Annotated in this window: 20 protein-coding genes; 17 read left to right on the forward strand and 3 right to left on the reverse strand. The window is 34.8% G+C overall.

Annotated elements, in window-relative coordinates:
* The first annotated feature begins 5 nt into the window (after window positions 1-5).
* The 4 genes from VCHSUH03_RS05820 to VCHSUH03_RS05835 all read left to right on the forward strand — a co-directional run bounded on the left by VCHSUH03_RS05820 (window position 6) and on the right by VCHSUH03_RS05835 (window position 3,463).
* Window positions 6-350 carry a histidine triad nucleotide-binding protein gene (locus VCHSUH03_RS05820; protein WP_005386682.1) on the forward strand — a complete coding sequence of 115 codons (345 nt, stop codon included), beginning with the start codon at window positions 6-8 and terminating at the stop codon, window positions 348-350.
* Between the two features lie 157 nt (window positions 351-507).
* The gene (gene rpsU / locus VCHSUH03_RS05825) at window positions 508-687 is read left to right on the forward strand and encodes a 30S ribosomal protein S21 (RefSeq protein ID WP_004695751.1); all 180 of its coding nucleotides are present in this window, start codon (window positions 508-510) and stop codon (window positions 685-687) included.
* 189 nt (window positions 688-876) lie between these two features.
* Complete coding sequence (locus VCHSUH03_RS05830) at window positions 877-1,320, forward strand: GatB/YqeY domain-containing protein (RefSeq protein WP_105094354.1); 444 nt, start codon at window positions 877-879, stop codon at window positions 1,318-1,320.
* A 238-nt stretch (window positions 1,321-1,558) separates the two neighbouring features.
* Window positions 1,559-3,463 carry a type I glutamate--ammonia ligase gene (locus VCHSUH03_RS05835; protein ID WP_105094355.1) on the forward strand — a complete coding sequence of 635 codons (1,905 nt, stop codon included), beginning with the start codon at window positions 1,559-1,561 and terminating at the stop codon, window positions 3,461-3,463.
* A 92-nt stretch (window positions 3,464-3,555) separates the two neighbouring features.
* Here VCHSUH03_RS05835 and VCHSUH03_RS05840 read toward each other — a convergent pair whose 3' ends face one another.
* On the reverse strand, window positions 3,556-3,951 hold the full coding sequence (locus VCHSUH03_RS05840; protein ID WP_024066740.1) for a phosphate-starvation-inducible protein PsiE: 396 nt from the start codon (window positions 3,949-3,951) through the stop codon (window positions 3,556-3,558).
* A gap of 111 nt (window positions 3,952-4,062) precedes the next feature.
* On the reverse strand, window positions 4,063-4,578 hold the full coding sequence (gene tpx / locus VCHSUH03_RS05845; RefSeq protein WP_005386678.1) for a thiol peroxidase: 516 nt from the start codon (window positions 4,576-4,578) through the stop codon (window positions 4,063-4,065).
* Window positions 4,579-4,864: 286 nt separating this feature from the next.
* Here tpx and VCHSUH03_RS05850 point away from each other — a divergent pair, with 286 nt between their 5' ends.
* The 11 genes from VCHSUH03_RS05850 to VCHSUH03_RS05900 all read left to right on the forward strand — a co-directional run bounded on the left by VCHSUH03_RS05850 (window position 4,865) and on the right by VCHSUH03_RS05900 (window position 15,860).
* The gene (locus VCHSUH03_RS05850) at window positions 4,865-6,592 is read left to right on the forward strand and encodes an ABC transporter ATP-binding protein (protein ID WP_105094356.1); all 1,728 of its coding nucleotides are present in this window, start codon (window positions 4,865-4,867) and stop codon (window positions 6,590-6,592) included.
* Window positions 6,579-8,324, forward strand: a complete 1,746-nt coding sequence (locus tag VCHSUH03_RS05855; protein WP_105094357.1) for an ABC transporter ATP-binding protein — start codon at window positions 6,579-6,581, stop codon at window positions 8,322-8,324. The genes VCHSUH03_RS05850 and VCHSUH03_RS05855 overlap by 14 nt, the downstream gene beginning before the upstream one ends.
* A 1-nt stretch (window position 8,325) precedes the next feature.
* A complete protein-coding gene (locus VCHSUH03_RS05860; RefSeq protein WP_105089174.1) occupies window positions 8,326-9,120 on the forward strand; it encodes a TrmH family RNA methyltransferase in 795 nt (264 codons plus the stop codon).
* 257 nt (window positions 9,121-9,377) lie between these two features.
* The gene (locus tag VCHSUH03_RS05865; protein WP_105094358.1) at window positions 9,378-10,232 is read left to right on the forward strand and encodes a ChbG/HpnK family deacetylase; all 855 of its coding nucleotides are present in this window, start codon (window positions 9,378-9,380) and stop codon (window positions 10,230-10,232) included.
* Entirely contained in the window at window positions 10,229-11,221 is a 993-nt protein-coding gene (locus VCHSUH03_RS05870) for a lysylphosphatidylglycerol synthase transmembrane domain-containing protein (RefSeq protein ID WP_105094359.1), read from the forward strand. Before VCHSUH03_RS05865 ends, VCHSUH03_RS05870 begins: the two co-directional genes overlap by 4 nt.
* A gap of 15 nt (window positions 11,222-11,236) precedes the next feature.
* Window positions 11,237-11,686, forward strand: a complete 450-nt coding sequence (locus VCHSUH03_RS05875; protein WP_005386672.1) for an ACT domain-containing protein — start codon at window positions 11,237-11,239, stop codon at window positions 11,684-11,686.
* A gap of 24 nt (window positions 11,687-11,710) precedes the next feature.
* Window positions 11,711-13,000 (forward strand): homoserine dehydrogenase, encoded by a 1,290-nt coding sequence (locus VCHSUH03_RS05880; protein ID WP_105085598.1) that lies wholly within the window; start codon window positions 11,711-11,713, stop codon window positions 12,998-13,000.
* A gap of 3 nt (window positions 13,001-13,003) precedes the next feature.
* Window positions 13,004-13,918 carry a homoserine kinase gene (gene thrB / locus VCHSUH03_RS05885; RefSeq protein WP_105085599.1) on the forward strand — a complete coding sequence of 305 codons (915 nt, stop codon included), beginning with the start codon at window positions 13,004-13,006 and terminating at the stop codon, window positions 13,916-13,918.
* 55 nt (window positions 13,919-13,973) lie between these two features.
* Complete coding sequence (gene htpX / locus VCHSUH03_RS05890) at window positions 13,974-14,849, forward strand: zinc metalloprotease HtpX (protein ID WP_105085600.1); 876 nt, start codon at window positions 13,974-13,976, stop codon at window positions 14,847-14,849.
* A 22-nt stretch (window positions 14,850-14,871) separates the two neighbouring features.
* Complete coding sequence (gene ndk, locus VCHSUH03_RS05895) at window positions 14,872-15,279, forward strand: nucleoside-diphosphate kinase (protein WP_105094360.1); 408 nt, start codon at window positions 14,872-14,874, stop codon at window positions 15,277-15,279.
* 65 nt (window positions 15,280-15,344) lie between these two features.
* The gene (locus tag VCHSUH03_RS05900; RefSeq protein WP_105094361.1) at window positions 15,345-15,860 is read left to right on the forward strand and encodes a cob(I)yrinic acid a,c-diamide adenosyltransferase; all 516 of its coding nucleotides are present in this window, start codon (window positions 15,345-15,347) and stop codon (window positions 15,858-15,860) included.
* Window positions 15,861-15,908: 48 nt separating this feature from the next.
* Here VCHSUH03_RS05900 and VCHSUH03_RS05905 read toward each other — a convergent pair whose 3' ends face one another.
* Entirely contained in the window at window positions 15,909-16,244 is a 336-nt protein-coding gene (locus VCHSUH03_RS05905; RefSeq protein WP_005386666.1) for a hypothetical protein, read from the reverse strand.
* A 63-nt stretch (window positions 16,245-16,307) separates the two neighbouring features.
* On the opposite strand from VCHSUH03_RS05905, the gene cobU reads away from it, so the two are divergent.
* Together cobU and VCHSUH03_RS05915 are read left to right on the forward strand one after the other, a co-directional pair.
* The gene (gene cobU, locus VCHSUH03_RS05910; protein ID WP_105094362.1) at window positions 16,308-16,886 is read left to right on the forward strand and encodes a bifunctional adenosylcobinamide kinase/adenosylcobinamide-phosphate guanylyltransferase; all 579 of its coding nucleotides are present in this window, start codon (window positions 16,308-16,310) and stop codon (window positions 16,884-16,886) included.
* Window positions 16,879-18,396 (forward strand): cobyric acid synthase, encoded by a 1,518-nt coding sequence (locus VCHSUH03_RS05915; RefSeq protein WP_105094363.1) that lies wholly within the window; start codon window positions 16,879-16,881, stop codon window positions 18,394-18,396. Before cobU ends, VCHSUH03_RS05915 begins: the two co-directional genes overlap by 8 nt.
* Window positions 18,397-18,405 lie beyond the last annotated feature (9 nt).

Raw genomic sequence — 18,405 nt, forward strand, 5'->3', positions numbered from 1 at the left:
ATAGTATGAGTGACTGCATTTTCTGTAAAATTATCAACGGCGAAATTCCTTCTAAAAAAGTATTAGAAAACGATAAATTCTATGCATTTCATGATATTGAACCAGTGAAAAAAGTACATGTTTTAATTGTACCTAAAAACCACGTTTCCAATATTGCTCATCTTAATGAAAATAACGAAGACTATGTAGAAGGTTTATTGCCTTTTGTTCGTGATGTAGCTAAAGAACTTGGTATTTCTAAAGATGGTTATCGTTTGATTTTTAATACTGGTAAAAAAGCAGGTCAAACTGTATTCCATATGCATGCTCATCTTTTAGGTGGCGAAGAAATGGGCTGGCCAGAAGCTTAATATTGAGTATAATGTATTCTTTTTATAATACTTATTAAAATTCCTATAAAATATACCGGAAAATATTGACAACATCTATACCTATACATATAATATTATATGTGCGTATGTAAATTATCAGCACTTCCCGAGATTATTTTTGGAGGGAGGGATATAGATGTCTGAAATCAAAGTCGGTAAAAACGAAACGCTTGAAAGTGCTCTTCGTCGATTCAAACGCTCCTGCCAAAAAGCGGGTGTTTTGTCTGAAGTAAGAAAACGCGAACACTACGAAAAACCAAGCGTAAAAAGAAAGAAAAAATCTGAAGCAGCAAGAAAACGCAAATTCAGAGCATAAGATGATTACCCTAATTCTGCCTTTTCATGGCTTCATGAAATCCAGGATTAGGGTTTCTTTATATTATTTTATCTATAATATAATAATGTTGTATGACTAAATGTGTTATATCTTTGCATGCTGTGAAGATTAACCTTTATAATAGTATGATGTAGATTATTACTAATTAAAATAGATCAGGAGGATACAATGAGCTTAAAAGATCAATTAAAAGAAGATATGAAAGCGGCTATGAAAGCACGCGAAGAAGGTAAAACTGCTCTTTCTGTTATTCGCATGGTTAATAGTGCTATTAAAAATACAGAAATCAATGACAAAGTAGAACTTGATGATAATGGTATTCTTGGTATTTTGGCAAAAGAAATGAAAACTCGTCAAGATTCTTTAACTGAGTTTGAAAAAGCTGGCCGTGAAGATTTGATCGCTCATGTAAAAGAAGAGATGGCTGTGCTTCAAAAATATTTACCAGCTCAAATGAGTGAAGATGAAATCCGCACTGTTGTAAAAGAAGCTATTGCAGCTTGTGGCGATGCTGTAAACATGGGTAATGTTATGAAACATGTAATGCCAAAAACTAAAGGCCGTGCAGATGGTAAAGTAGTTAATAATATCGTTAAAGAATTACTTGGATAATCAATTATAAATATAGAAGTAAACATTTCATATAGTCAGTATTTTCGATACATTAAAATTGAACTCTTAACCACATAGTTAAGAGAATTATGAAATTCTATAGAAAGTTATTGACATGTATTTTCACTATATGATATTATGATTTCAACAAAATAATTGGTCAACGAAGACTCCACTTTAGATATATAGAAATATATATCTATTTGTTGGAGTCTTTTTATTTTTAGGAGGAACCATTATGACAAATACTAAAGATTTATTGTATTATATTCCAGCTGGTCAATATGGTAAGGAAGGCGTTCTCGCATTATTAGAACAACATCCAGAAATTAAATTCGTATCTCTTGTAGGTATCGATTTAGCAGGTAATGATACAGACGAAAAAATTCCTATGTCTGCATTCTTTGATGATTATGAAGCATTCTTTGAAGGTCGTGCAGTACAAACTGACGGTTCCTCTGTAGTACTTACAAATATTGCCACTTTGAATAATGCACGTGTAGATATGTGGGGCGACCCAAGTGTAAACTGGTTTGTTGATTATAACTATGAAAATATCGATGAAGCAACAGGTTTGCCAACTGGTACACTTCGTATTCCTGCATTCTTGATGCATAACTATCGTTATGTTGATTCTCGTTCTATCTTAAAAAATAGCTGTGACTATGTTCGTGCAGAATTATTATCTTTGATTAAAGAACATGGTCTACCTGGTATGCCTCATGTGAAAGCTGATGACGTTGTAGATATTATCTTCACATCTGCTACTGAATTGGAATTCTGGGTAAAAACTCCATCTAGAACAGTTACTAAAAAAGAATTATCCGTATCTCAAAAATTACAAGAACAATACTGGCAACGTACTCATGGTACAGTTCGTACTGCATTAGAACAAGCGGTAGAACGTCTTGATCAATATGGTATGGAAGCAGAGATGGGCCATAAAGAAGTAGGTGGCGTTAAAGCTAAACTTGATGAAGATGGTCATGAAGCAGTAGTATTAGAACAATTGGAAATCGACTGGAAATTCTCTGGTAACCCATTACAAACAGCAGATAATGAATTACAAGCTCGTATTATCGTTCGTGAAGTATTCCGTGAAAACGGTCTTGATGTAACATTCAATGCGAAACCTATTATTGGTGTAGCTGGTTCTGGTGAACATACACACTTTGGTGTTATGGCTAAATTGAAATCTGGTAAACTTGTTAACTTGTTCAGCCCAGAAGATATGCGTAAAGAATCTGCTAGCTCCTTAGGTATTGGTGCAATCATGGGTCTATTGAAACACTACGAAGCAATTAATCCATTCATCAGCTCCACAACAGACTCCTTAAATCGTTTAAAACCTGGTTTCGAAGCTCCAGTATGTATCGTTACATCTTTAGGTACTGATCCTTCCGAACCAAGCCGTAACCGTACAATCCTTTGTGGTTTGATTCGTGATATCGATAATCCTATGGCTACACGTTATGAATTGCGTTCTCCTAACCCTTATACAAATACATATACTGCATTAGCATTGATCTTCATCTCTGCATTTGATGGTATGAAATATGCTATTACATCTGGTAAAACACAAGCACAATTAGAAGCAGAGCTTTCCAAAGAAGTGGGTGAATCTGCTGATTACCTTGCTACAAATCGTGCATATCGTACAGAAAAAGACGTATTCGATGATTTCACTCAAGAAGAACGTAATCAAATGTTTGGTGTTGCACCAGCCACTGTATGGGAAAACATTAAAGGTTACCATAACAATCCTGAATTAGTTGAAACATTAGCTCAAGGCAATGCATTCGCTAAAGACTTGATGGATTCCTTCATCGCATCTATTTTGAAACGTTGGAAACTTGTATTGGCTCACCGCTTAATTCCTGATAATCTTGATACAGTTCGTAAGATGGTAGCTATTCATACTGATAGCCGTAATAGTGTAGATGATAAACGTTTTGCAGAAGTTAATGACTTACGTTTCTATCTTGCTAAAGATAGCGATGATCGCAAATCTTTATTCACTCGTTTAATCGATGCACTTAACTCTGGTGAATATGACTTAGCATCTCAATTGCAAATTGAAATGAACGATAAAATGGAAGAATTAGAAGCTAAATATGCTAACTATGCAAAAAATATCTTCTAATATCGGTTGATTTTATTACTCAAAAAGGGCTCCTACATTTGTAGGAGCCCTTTTATTCATATTAACTTTTTATAATTTAGTCGTTAAAGCTATTACTCGTTATGTCCTATAAACTTTTCTACTAGTACTAAGCTACATACAAGTACAAAAATTGCAACAGACCAGATTAAATTATCATATGACGATTCATGATCGATGATTAGCAGTCTAACAATTGCAGTTATGCCAATATATAAAAAGAAATTAAGCGGGAAGTGGAAGTTATTTTTAAAGTATTTTACGATGAGAGCAATAAACTCAAAGTATAAGAAGAAGGTAATTAATTCTTCAATTAATAAATAGTAAGTGCTATAACCTTGGATATTTGCCCACGTAATAAATCCTAGGCTAATTAAGGTATTAATGAGGGCAATACAAAGAGCAATGCCTACACCTACAAGGGCTATATTTTTTATAGTTAATAATAATTTAGAAATACGTATCCACATATATAATTCACCTACAATAAATATCTAAATACTATACCACATAAAAAAGACCGTACACCGTACGGTCTTTTTACGATTACACCACAGTATAATCAAGAGAATATCAAAGGATTAGATATCAGCTTTAATTGCTTCTAATGCAGCATCGAAGTTAACTGCTTGAGTTACTTCAGGTACATATTCAACATAAGTAACTTTGTCTTCTTTGTTGATTACTACTACGCCACGAGTCAAAAGACGAAGTTCTTCGATCAAGAAACCATAGTTCTCACCGAAGGAAGCATCTTTGTGGTCGGATAAAGTAATAACTTTATCAACGCCAGCAGCGCCACACCAACGTTTTTGAGCGAACGGCAAGTCCATAGAAATTGTCAATACTACAACATCATCAGAAAGTGCAGTAGCATCTTGGTTGAACCAACGAGTTTGAGCGTCACAAACGCCTGTATCAAGGGAAGGAACAACGGAGATAACTTTTACTTTACCTTCGAAATCTTTTAATGTTTTAGGTTGTAAGTCGTTGCTTAAAACTGTGAAGTCAGGAGCTTGTTGACCTACTTTAACTTCTGGACCAACCAATGTGATAGGGCCACCTGCAAATGTTACTACGCCAGTACGTTTTTCCATGTTGTATTCCTCCTAAGAGTTTTAATTCTAATGTTTATAAGGATACGTTTTGTATCTATGCATAGTATAACACTTACATTACTATAAGTAAACTAAAAAATTCGATATAGTGTTATTATAGATTATAAAAATTATATTATTGGTAACTACTAATGAGAGAATATTATAATAAACTACATGATATACGTATAGGTGTATTAAGATATATGAAAAAAATGTGTATACTATAAGGAGTATATTTAAATAATGATAATCCTGTAATATAGAAATTTAACTGAGAGGTCCTATGAAACCTATAGAGCTATTTATGCAGTTTTTCCGCCGAGAAGGCTGGGTTTATGCCATCGGCTTAACTATGCTAATTGCTATTGATATAGCATTTTTATTTGTGCCACAATTCATTGGTAATGCCATCGATACACTAAGTCACAATAAAGAAGGCTTAGTCAATTATATTATTTACTTTATTCTATTATTTATTATCATAACGATTCTAAAAGTTATTTCACGACGTACCTTACTTGGTTCCATCCGTCGTATGGAGTACCTTTTTCGTGAAATTTTGTGTAGAAAAGCATTACAAATAAAAACAACATACTATGAGGCAAATGGACCTGGTAAAGTAATGGCGTTAATGACGAATGATGTTACATCTCTTCGTGTAGCGTTAGGTTTAGGTGTAATGATTGTGGTGGATATCATATTTTATTCCATTGTAGGATCAATTATTCTCATACAAAAGATAAATGGTCTATTAGCTTTCAAAATTATGACACCTGTATTTTTCATCATTGTAGCTATCTTTGTGTTAGGTCGAAAATTACGTGCTAAACAGCGTAGTGCGCAGGCAACGTATAGTGACATGACAGAATTTGGCCAAGAATTATTTCAAGGTATAGATGTAATTAGAGCTTTTAATCGGGAACGTATTATTTCTAACTCTTTTGAAAAAATAAATAAATTGAACTACAAGAAAAATATGGATGTTGCATTATTAGATTCTGTACTAACCCCTTTAACAAGAATTGCACCGTTTATTTGTATTAGTATTAGTATTTTCATATGTGGACATCTAGCTGTCGAAGGTAATATGACTATAGGTGAATTTGTAACCATAAATTCATTTATTATGTTAATAGTAGGACCTTTAATTGGCTTTGGTGGACTTATTTCGATTGTACAAAAAGGATTGGCATCCTTAGATCGTATTACCGATTTCTTACGACTATCAATAGAGTCAATTGATGACACAACTGAAGTATTACCACTTGAAGATATTAATATACGATATTTAGATTTTAATTATGAAAATTCTAAAGGTCATGCATTGTCTCAAGTATGTACAACAATTCCAAAAGGAACTTTCATTGGCATTGTGGGTAAACCTGGTTCTGGTAAAAGTACGCTCTTTAAATTACTTATTGGTTTACAACAAAGTCCAGCTAAAGCTATTTATTTGGGGAACCAAGATATTTCAGATATACCTTTATCTAAGCTTCGAAATTCAATAGCTTATGTACCAACTCAGTCTTACTTGTTGAGTACTACTATTGAAGATAATATTAAATTTGGTAAAAATTTACCTATGCATGAATCTGTAGAGGTGGCTGCTAAAAAAGCCGACCTATATAGAGATTTAGGAAATCTATTAGATAATGACTTACATACTCTTGCAGAAGAAGGACATGACTTATCTGGTGGTCAAAAGCAACGTATTAATATGGCTCGAGGCTTTTACAAAAATGCACCTTATTTATTACTAGATGATTGTTTCTCAGCTTTAGATGCAGTAACAGTAAATACTATTTTAGAGACATTATATACGGTAAATGCACAAACTATATTGTGCATTTCACAGCGTTTAGAGGTTATAGAAAAAGCAGATAAAATCCTTGTATTTGATGAGGGCCGTATTGTAGAAGAAGGTACTCATGAAGAATTATTAGCTAAAAAAGGCTTATATCACACCTTATATGAAGCGCAGAAAGGAGGGTCTGGTAATGAAAAAGCGTAATTTTAAAAATGATTGGGCTTTGTTCTCCTATATAACTGCGTATATTAAGCCTTATTTGGGGATTTTATTGTTAGCTACCATTGCGCTAGCTGGCAATTTAGTACTTTTACTTTTAAGACCTTATTTAACTAAGCAAGTTATTGATCTTGGCTTTGCTACTAATGATATTAATGTTATCGAATATTATGCTGTAATATATGGTCTTACTATTATTGGTAGTGTGTTATGTATATTTGTAGAAAATTATTTTTTGAAAAGCTTTGGACAAAAAATTATTTATAATATACGTGCCATTATATTTCAAAAGATACTTCATAAGTCCCATGATGAGTTTTATAAATTACCCATTGGTAATTGGGTAACTCGTATCACAAATGATGTAGAGTCATTGCGCACCTTATATACAGATGTATTACTAAATTTAGCGAGTAGCGGATTAATGATCATCGGTATTTTAGGATTCATGTATGCTATTAATGTACCATTAGCAATTATCATGACGATTTTATTACCCATAATGGGCGTAATCATATGGGTATTCCAAAAGTTTTCTCGTAAAGCATTCCGTCAAGTTCGCCGTTCTGTAGCTGCCTCTAATGCGAGTATTAAAGAACTATTAAACTACATAGTCATTGTCAAATCTTATGGCGGTGAAAAAGAAATTGAGGAGCGTTACAATTCGGTTAATAAAGGTTTCTTAGAAGCAGGCCTTTTTGAAGTTACAACGTTTTCTATTTTTAGACCTCTCGTAGATGGTTTATTCTTTGTAGCATTAATCGTTATTTTTACTACTACAAATATAATAGATTCTGTGGCCGATGCTGGCACTGTCTTTGCTTTCATCCAATATATGGATCGTTTTTTCCAACCTTTAAAAGAAATTGCTGATAAATATAATTCTCTACAAAGTGCATTAGCTGGTGCGGAGAGATTAGTGCCTTTATTAGAGGAAGATGAGCGTCAAATAGTTAATGAAGTTCCTCTTGAATTTAAGCATATAGAATCTATTGACTTTGATCATGTATGGTTTTCTTATGACAATAACGATGTATACGCATTAGAGGACTTTACGTTAAGTATAAAGGCTGGAGAATTTATAGGCATCGTAGGACCTTCCGGCAGTGGTAAATCAACGCTTTTATCCTTGTTAATGGGCCTTTATAAACCTAGTAAGGGAGCAATCTATATTAATGGCATTGATATTGCGAATTATGATAGTTCAGTTCTGCGTCATTTGATGGGCTATGTTTTCCAGCAAGCGTATCTATTTAAAGGTTCTATAAAGGATAACTTAACACTTTTTGATACGTCTATTTCATTTGATGATATGGTAGATGCAGCGAAACAAGTAAATTTAGACAGTATGATTGAACAACTGCCAGAGGGTTATACTACACCTGTAGGTTATTTAGGTTCTCTATTATCTGATGGACAAAAGCAATTATTGGCATTTGGACGCACGCTAATTAGAAAAACACCTATTCTATTGCTAGATGAGGCTACAGCCAATATAGATAGTCATACGGAGAAGCAAATTCAAGCAAGTATTGAAAATATTCGTGGTACTAAAACTATTGTAAGCATTGCTCATCGACTATCCACGGTACAGGATGCTAATAAAATAGTGTATATGGAATATGGTAAAATAATAGAAAGTGGATCTTTTGAAGAACTTATCGATTCAAAAGGTGCCTTTTATAATCTCTGGAGTAATCAACAAAGCGGGAGTTAGTATGGAATTTATCCAATCGAAAGATAATAAAACTATAAAGCACATTATCTCATTAGGTCAGCGTAAGAATCGTCAAAAAAGTGGGGAATATATTGTTGAAGGCATACGCTCTATTCGTGATATTGCAGCTATGGGGGCAGTTAAAATAATTTTTATTCGTGAATCTAAATCGCAAGATAAAAACGTATTAGATTTATTAGCATTAGATGCTGTTCAATCTTTACCTACGTATATAGTTCAAGATCCTGTATTTGATAAAGTAGACAATACTGTGAATGGTCAAGGTGTTGTTGCCATAGTAGCCAAGCCAAAACATGATATTGATTCTGTTTCTATTGAAGACGGTTTATATATTACATTAGATGGTGTTCAAGATCCTGGTAATCTAGGCACCATTATTAGAACTGCTGTTGCAGCAGGTGTAAAAGGTATATTTTTGATGAAAGGTACTGTAGATCCTTTTAATGATAAAACGGTACGTAGTACAATGAGCGCCTTACATAAAATACCTTTATACGAGGATGTTACTTTGTCTATGTTACATGATATTGTAGCCGAGTCTAATATGACTACTTATGTTACTGCCTTAGAAGATTCTGAGCCTTATCATTCTGTGGATTATGCTAAACGAACTATGTTAGTGTTAGGTAACGAAGGTAATGGTGTGACACCAGAGGTGATGAATCTCTGTACTAATCGCATCATGATTCCTATGTATGGAGATATGGAGTCATTAAATGTAAGTGTAGCAGCGGCATTATGTATGTATAAGGTTCAAGAGCAATTGATGAGTTAAATTCGTATTGCTCAATAATACTGTATTTTTTATAGAGTATTATTTTACATAGAGCATAACTCCTTTAATTTAACCTTCGTTAAATGTATTCAATTTTCTATTTATGACAAAAATTTATAACATTATAAAAAGTCCTCTACTAGTATACAAGTAGAGGGCTTTTGTATTGATTTTATAGCTCTGTATTTGGTACAATAACATATATCCTTTGTGGGAGAACAAAGTTCTCCCTTTTTTTTATGAAAAGGAAGTAAACTATGTCCAAATTAATAGTAAATGCCGATGACTTTGGTCTTCATAGTGCAGTTAATGCTGCCGTCATTGATGGTCATCGTACAGGTATCATTACGAGTACCTCTCTATTAGCAGGAGGCGAAGCTTTTACAGAAGCTGTAAGTATGGCAAAAAATAACCCTAAGTTGGGCATTGCTGTTCATATCGCCTTAGTAGGTGGACTTAAACCAGTATGTAATCCAGCTGAAGTTCCATCGCTGCTGACCTCTGAGGGCGTATTTCCAGAAACATATATCGATTTTATGAAGCGAATTTATACTGGAAAGATTAATTATAGTGAATTGCGCAAAGAAATTCACGCTCAAATGGAACGTATTATGGATTCTGGTTTACATGTAACACATATTGATGGTCATCAACATATGCATGTATTACCGACGGTACTACCAATCGTAATAGAGCAAGCAAAACATTATGGTATTAATGCTATACGCATTCCAGATGAGTCTTCTTTATTTGTCAATTATATGTGCTCTCCGGTGCGATTGTTAGGTAAGGTGGGATTATCTACTGTGGCTGCAAAAGCACGTCCTACAATACGTGATAATGGCATGTATTCCACACAATATTTTTGGGGTATGGTAAATGGAGGACACATTAACCAAAAAACGTTAATGGGTATATTAAAATCCATATCTAAAAAATCGGGTACTCATGAATTGATGATTCATCCAGGTTTAAATAATACGCTTCTTGGAAATCAATATAAATGGGGCTATCATTGGGAAGATGAATTACAAGCTGTATGTTCAAACCATACGCATTTATATATTAGACAACATAATATTGAGCTAATTAATTATGGAGACTTGATATGAGTAAAATGATGAAGAGAGGCATTTTTATGTTTCTCTTACTATTGGCTGTGTCAATTGGTATCATTTACTACACTATTGATCTAGATGCATTAAAAACAATTTCATCATTTAATAGTATTTCTTTATTATTAGCTTTAGTGGCCTTAATAGCAGGCATGTATTTTGATGGTTTACGGTTACAAAGACTCGTAAAAATCGGAGGATATAAGTTATCTATAAAGGCTGTACTTCGTGTAATCTTTAGTAATTATTTCATGGCTATGTTAACCCCAGGTGCTAGTGGGGGTGCTGTTGCACAAGTATTAGTATTACGGAGTTATGGTGTGCCAATATCTAAAGGGACTCCTATTGTGTTAATACGTACCGTATTTTCTATTATGTTCCTTGTTATTATGTTACCCTTCGTATTCTTAAGAGATGCTATTGAAATTCCATATATTTCAAGAGATATGCTATTGATTTTTGCAGTAGTATCTGTCATTGCAATACTGGTAGGTACTTATATCTTACAAACTAAATATATGCGTCAATTTGTATATAACTTAGCGCAACGGTTTAAAGCACATAAAACGAAAGATTGGCTTTCTAAATTAGAAACGTTAAATCAAGGTTTAGGATTACTATATAAACAACCAATTCAATCGTTTATTGTATTTATTGAATCTGGGTTGAGTCTATTATGCTTATACTGTATTGCGCCAGCATTAATGTATGCTTTTACACCGGATATTCCGATCATTAATATATTAGATCGAATGATTCTATTGAATCTTATTTTATATTTTGCACCAACACCAGGGGGAACAGGGATTGCAGAAGGACTATTTGTAGTATTGTTTAGTACCTTTGTCCCTAATGGAACGGTTGGTATTATTGCTGTAGCATGGCGCGTTATGGCAGAGTATTTGCCATTTTTTGTCGGCATGTATGCGGTGTTAACATTATATGGGCGTCAATTTGTAGCCCAAGAAACTTCAACAGAACAATAAGGGAGTGTGTGTTCTATGACTAAACCAAAAAAAGATAAGTTTTATCTGGTGCAAGAAGATATTTTACCAGAAGCGATAAAAAAGACGATTAAGGTAAAAGAAATTTTGAAACTAGGTGAGGTTAAGACTATTAATGAAGCAGTGGAAAAGATGGATTTGAGTCGTTCTGCATACTATAAGTATAAAGATTATGTATTCCCATTTTTTGAAATTGCTCAAGGTAAAATTGTAAGCATTTATGTTTCAATGTCTAATGAATCAGGTATGTTATCTAGTGTGTTAAAAGCAATTGCAGAGCGCAATGGTAGCATATTGACAATCAATCAAGACATTCCACTACAAGGTATAGCTAATAGCAGCATTTCCTTTGAAACTAAAGACTTACAAGGTTCATTAGAAGATTTATTATTAGATATTCGCTCTATGAAGGGCATTATTAAAGTAGAAATTTTAGGCCAAGCATAGGCTAATTAAGAGAGTAGGACAATTATGACCAATATAAAAATTGCGTTATTAGGTTTTGGTACTGTTGCACAAGGTACATTTAATTTATTGCAAGATAATGCTGAGTTAATTAGAAATCGTACAGGTGTTAATGTTGAAATTTCTAAAATCTTTGTACGTAATCCTGATAAATATAGCCATATTACATTGCCTGAAACAGCTCAATATGTAACAGATATTGATGAAGTACTAAAAGATGATTCCATTCAAATGGTTGTGGAATTAATGGGTGGTACAACCTTTGCTAAAGATTGTGTAGAAGGTGCTTTAAAGGCTAAAAAAAATGTAGTAACTGCAAATAAAGATTTGTTAGCAGAATCCGGCCCATATCTATTAGACTTAGCTAGCAAAAACGGCGTAGATTTACGCTTTGAAGCATCTGTATTAGGTGGGATTCCAATTATCCGTACATTATATGAGTCTTTAGCTGGCAACCGTATTACTGAGCTCATCGGTATTATGAATGGTACTACAAACTTTATTTTAACTAAAATGTCTGAAGAAGGTTTAAGCTATCAAGACGTACTAAAGGAAGCGCAAGATCTTGGTTATGCTGAGGCCGATCCTACAGCAGACGTTGAAGGTCTAGATGCGGCACGTAAACTTGCTATCCTTGCATCTATTAGTTTCAACCGTCGCATTTTCTTTGAAGATGTATCCGTAGAAGGTATTACTTGCATTGATACGGAAGATATTAAATTCGGTAAAGAATTTGGTTATAACATCAAGCTATTAGGTATTGCAAAAGAAACTAGTCAAGGGTTATCTCTAAATGTATACCCAGCATTTATTCCTACTACACATCCTTTAGCATCTGTTCGCGGTTCTTATAATGCGATTTATGTAAAAGGTAATGGTATTGATGATGTAATGCTATACGGTCGTGGTGCTGGTAGCTTACCTACAGGTAGCTCTGTAGTATCCGATATTATGGAAGTGGCTAAAAATGTTTCATACAACGAAACAGGTCGTTTGAAACCATTCTATTATGACCAAAAGAATATTTACTCTCCTGGTAAGATTCAATCTAGCTATTACTTACGTTTGGAAGTAGATAATAAAACAGGTGTATTGGCTAAAATTTCTGCTAAATTAGCAGAACAAAAGATTTCTGTTTTATCCATCGTTCAAAGAAATATGGATCCAGAAACTGCTGTATTAGCGATTGTAACCTCTAAATGTCCTAGATCTTATATTTTAAATCTTATCGATTCCTTTAACAGCTTGCGTTCCGTTAAGTCTGTTAATAGTGTAATTCGTATTATGGAAGCTTAAACTATGAACACTGTTCGCGTACAAGTACCAGCCACTAGTGCTAACTGTGGACCTGGTTTTGATTGCTTAGGTTTGGCACTCAATCTATATAATATTTTTAGCTTTACACCTGATGTAAAAGCTACTGAATACACCTATACTTTTGAAGGTTTTGGCGCAGACATTTTACGTGCTGAAGATCCTAAAAAAAATCTTATTGGCTTTGCAATGGATCAAGTTTTTGCTACTGTGCAAGAACCAATTCAATATGGACATATTACGTCTGAAACCTTAATTCCACCATCTCGTGGTTTAGGTAGTAGTAGTACGGCAATTGTAGGGGGACTTTTACTAGCAAACGCGTTAGTAAAACATCCGCTTTCAAAGGAAGAGTTACTTGTTATTGCAAATCGCATGGAAGGTCATCCAGATAATGTAGCACCGGCTATTTATGGTAATCTATGCTGTGCAACTGGTTTGAAAACCAAAGTGCTTAACACAGTTATTTCTGTCCCCTCTGAATTGCATTTTGCTGTTGTAGTACCTGAGGTCATGGTTTCTACAGAATACGCTCGTTCTGTGTTACCTAATCATGTACCATTTAAAGAGGCTGTGCAAAATGTGAGCCATGCATCTTTATTTGTAACTAGTTTGATTACACATCAATTAAGCAATTTATCTGTTGCATTAGATGATAATTTACATGTTCCATATAGAAAAACATTGATACCACATTGTGATGCAGCCTTTGATGCTGCTAAAGCAGCTGGCGCATATGGTGCTACAATTAGTGGATCAGGTTCTACTTTAATTGCCTATGTAGATAAAGCCCACGTACAAGCCGTAGCAGATGCTATGGGTGCTGTATTTACAGCTAATGGTATTGAAAATAAAACCTACTGCTTAGAAGCCGATAGTACAGGAGCGTCAATTATCTAGTTTGTGGTATAATTATAGTGTTAGGCATAGTCCATAACTATAATTGGAGGAAACTATGAACAATATGAAAACAACGCTTTTATTAGCGACTTTGACGGCCATTTTAGTGGTCTTAGGTGATATGATTGGCGGTAGAAGTGGTATGATGATTATGTTCGTTATATCCATGGGCATGAATTTTATGTCCTATTGGTATAGCGACAAAATCGTTTTAGCACAATATGATGCACAACAAGTTACTGCACAATCTAACCCTAAATTATATGGCATGGTAGAACGTTTGGCTAAGAATGGTAAGTTACCAATGCCAAAGGTATATATCATCCCAAGTGATGTACCTAATGCATTTGCTACAGGCAGAAATCCGAGTCATGCAGCAGTTGCTGTTACAGAAGGTATTCAACGACTATTAACAGATGACGAGCTAGAAGGTGTTCTAGGACATGAATTAACCCATGTTAAGAATCGTGATACATTGATTAGTACTATTGCAGCTATGATGGCGGGGGCTATTTCTATGATTGCTCACGTTCTTCAATTTTCTGCAATCTTTGGTCGCTCCGATGATCGAGAAGGTTCTAATCCTTTAGAATTAATAGGTGCCATAATTATTGCTCCTATCGCAGCAGGTCTTATTCAGATGAGCATTTCTCGTGCCAGAGAATTCTTGGCTGATGAAGGTGGCGGAGACATGTGTCGCAATCCTTTAGCTTTGGCATCTGCCCTTGCAAAAATTGATTACTATTCAAAACATGGTGCATTGCCAAATGCAAGTAATGCAACAGCCCATATGTTTATCATCAACCCTATGGTTGGTATTGGTGAAAGCTTGAGCAATCTTTTTAGTACACATCCTCGTACAGAGGAACGTATTGCAAAATTGAAACAACAAGCAATGAATCCTAAATATAAAGAGAAAGCATTATTTTAATTAATATCTACAGGAGGATATCATGCAAGAAACATTAGTTTTAATAAAACCAGATGCAGTTAAGCGTCAATTAAGTGGTGAAATTATTAGCCGTTATGAACGTAAAGGTCTTGTCATTAAAGCGTTAAAACTTTTACAAGTACCTCGTGAATTAGCGGAAGAGCATTATGCTGAACACAAAGAAAAACCATTCTTCGGTGAATTAGTTGATTTCATCACATCTGGTCCAGTTCTTGCTTTCGTATTGGCCGGAGACAACGCCATCGTATCCGTACGTGCTTTAAACGGTGCCACAAATCCTGTAGATGCTGCCCCTGGTAGTATTCGTGGTGACTATGCCCTAACAATGGATGCAAATGTAGTACATGCGTCTGATTCTCCAGAGGCTGCTGCTCGTGAAATTCAGCTTTGGTTCCCAGAATATAAATAATCTCAAGGTTGAGAACATATAGCTTTTCATTCAACATTTATGTATTTCTATAGGAGGTAATACATATGGCAAGTAGTGTTTACACAAAAACAGGCGATGCTGGTACAACTGGTTTATATACCGGTGAACGAGTACCTAAATCCTCTTTACGCGTAGAAGCTTATGGTACAATCGATGAATTACAAGCCTTTTTAGGCTTGGCTCGTTCCTATGCTGAAAATTCACGTGTTGCTACTGAATTATATGATATTGAGCGCAACTTATGGACTTTAATGGCAGATATTGCTAGTTTAAATGCGGCGCCAGTCATTACAGAGCAACATGTTAAACATTTAGAAAAGGTTATTGATCGCTTTGACGAAAAGCTTGAACCATTATCTAATTTTGTGATTCCTGGTGAAAAACAATCTTCAGCTTATTTACATGTAGCGAGAACGATTACTCGACGTGCTGAACGTGATTTATGGCGTGTATTAGATGCTGGTGAAAGCGTTCACGAATCTAATTTAAAATATTTAAACCGTCTATCCGACCTTTGCTTTATTATGTGTCGCGTAGAAGAGGAAATTGGAGCTGAATAAACAAAAAAAAGCTATGTATTTTACATAGCTTTTTGCTCGTTATAGACCTTATTGTGAAATTGTTTGATTTAAAACATCGTGAGGACTTGGATAGTAGAAGAAAATATGAGGAATTTCATAACGGAATTTTTCTCTCAATAGATCAGACAGTGTTGTTTCGAAGTTTATAATTTTATCAGCTCCGAAATCAAAATCTTCTACTAGAACCAATAATTGTGGCTCTACTTGTGGCGCATTTTCCGGTAACGCTTCTGGTGGTAGTGGAACATTAACTACTACACGGGCTGTACCGATATACTTGCCTTGTCCATCGTCAATGGCAACACGATAGGTATTATCCCATAAAGTAGCCATCATTTTTAGTTTCATATTCATAATTTCCATAGTATCGCTCCTTTGTTATACTTATAATGATACTGAAATTATAAATTCTTGTATAGGTGCATTATGAAATCACAAATTATATTATGTTCCGGTGGGGCACGAAGTGGAAAAAGTGAATTTGCAGAACGTTTAGCCCTTGCTACAGAAGGTCGAAAAGCTTATGTAGCAACAGGACAAGCTTTTGATGATGAAATGGTTGATCGTATAAAGAAACATCAAGAGCGACGTGGTAATATATGGACGAATTTTGAAATACCATTATATTTGGCCGAAGAGTGGCAACATATTAGCAGTGTAGCGGATGTAATACTCATAGACTGTTTAACCATGTTTACAACAAATCATATGATGGCTCATGGGTCAATTCAAGGCCAAGAAGATGCAAATCGGTTAGAAGACACGGTACTTTCAGAATTAGAAGCATTATTAAATCTAATCAAAGCAAGTGATGATAAAATAGTTATATTTGTAACTAATGAAATTGGTCTAGGTATTGTACCAGATAATAAGCTAGCAAGATATTTTAGAGATATTGCAGGCCGCGTCAATCGAACAGTAGCAACTGAGGCTGACAAATTATACTTAACGATTAGTGGCGTTACCATTGAATTAAAATCCCAGGAGGTTCATATAAATGGCTAAGAAAATTATGTTCCAAGGAACAAGTTCCAATGTAGGCAAAAGTATTTTATGTACTGCATTATGCCGTATCTTTTATAGAAGAGGTTTTAAAACTGTTCCCTTTAAAGCTCAAAATATGGCCCTCAATTCTTATGTGACAAAATGGGGCGATGAAATTGGTCGTGCTCAAGTAGCGCAAGCTGAGGCTGCTGGCATAGATCCTATTGTACAAATGAACCCTGTGTTATTAAAACCTACAGGTAATCAATCTTCTCAAGTTGTATTGATGGGTAAGCCTGTGGGCGTTTATAGTGCTAAAGAATACCATACAAAATATTCCTTAACCGCTCTTGATAAGGTAAAAGAATCTATCGATTTCTTAGATTCCAATTTTGATATGATGGTTATTGAAGGTGCAGGTAGCCCTGCAGAAGTTAATCTCAAGGCTAATGATATTGTAAATATGCGCATTGCTAAGATGACGAAAGCACCTGTATATCTCATCGCTGATATCGATCGTGGTGGTGCTATTGCATCTATTGTGGGTACATTAGAATTGCTCGAACCAGAAGAACGAGATCTCATTAAAGGTATTGTTATCAATAAATTCCGCGGTGATATTAAACTATTAGAACCTGCACTTACCTTCATTGAAGAAAAAACAGGAAAAAAGGTAGTTGGTGTCATTCCTGCCATTGAAAACCTTGATATTGATGAAGAAGACTCTGTTGCACTGGAAAACAAACGCAATAGTGGAGCTAAAGAAATTCAAGTAGTGGTTATGCAAACACCTAAAATTTCTAACTTTACTGACTTTGATGCATTAAATTATGAACCAGATGTATCTGTTCGATTCGTCGGCCCTGGCGATGTTATTGGCAATCCGGACTTAATCATTTTACCGGGCTCCAAAAATACATTAGCAGATCTTACATATCTTCGTAACTCTGGTTTTGCCGATGAAATAAAAAAACTTGCCGACCAAGGTACACCTGTTATTGGTGTATGTGGGGGCAATCAAATGTTGGGCAAAACAATTTATGATCCGCATCATATGGAAGGAGATATTGAAGAAATTGAAGGCCTTGGTTTAGTCGATTCTTCTACGACTATGAAGGATCAAAAAACAACACATCAAGTAGAATTCAATGTTTCAAACCTTCAATTTTTAAATGGTACATTTACAGGTGAAAAACTAGTAGGCTATGAAATCCATATGGGTGATACTACACCATTAGTAGATACTGTGCGCCGTTGTTTCACCATTACAAGTCGCAGTGAAGAAGCCGTTAATGTAGTTGATGGTTTTATCGATGGTAATCACCAAGTAATGGGGACATATATTCATGGTGTGTTTGATAATGATGAATTTAGACGCTTTATTATCAATCAGTTGCGTGAACGTAAGGGGTTAGAACCATTAGATGTAGTATTCCATTATTTCGAACACAAGAATGCAGCTTATAATCGATTAGCTGATATTGTAGAAGAACACTTAGATATGGATTATATTATGTCTACCTTGGGGTAATAGGGGAGA

Source organism: Veillonella infantium (genome assembly GCF_002959895.1).
GTDB classification, from domain to species: domain Bacteria; phylum Bacillota; class Negativicutes; order Veillonellales; family Veillonellaceae; genus Veillonella; species Veillonella infantium.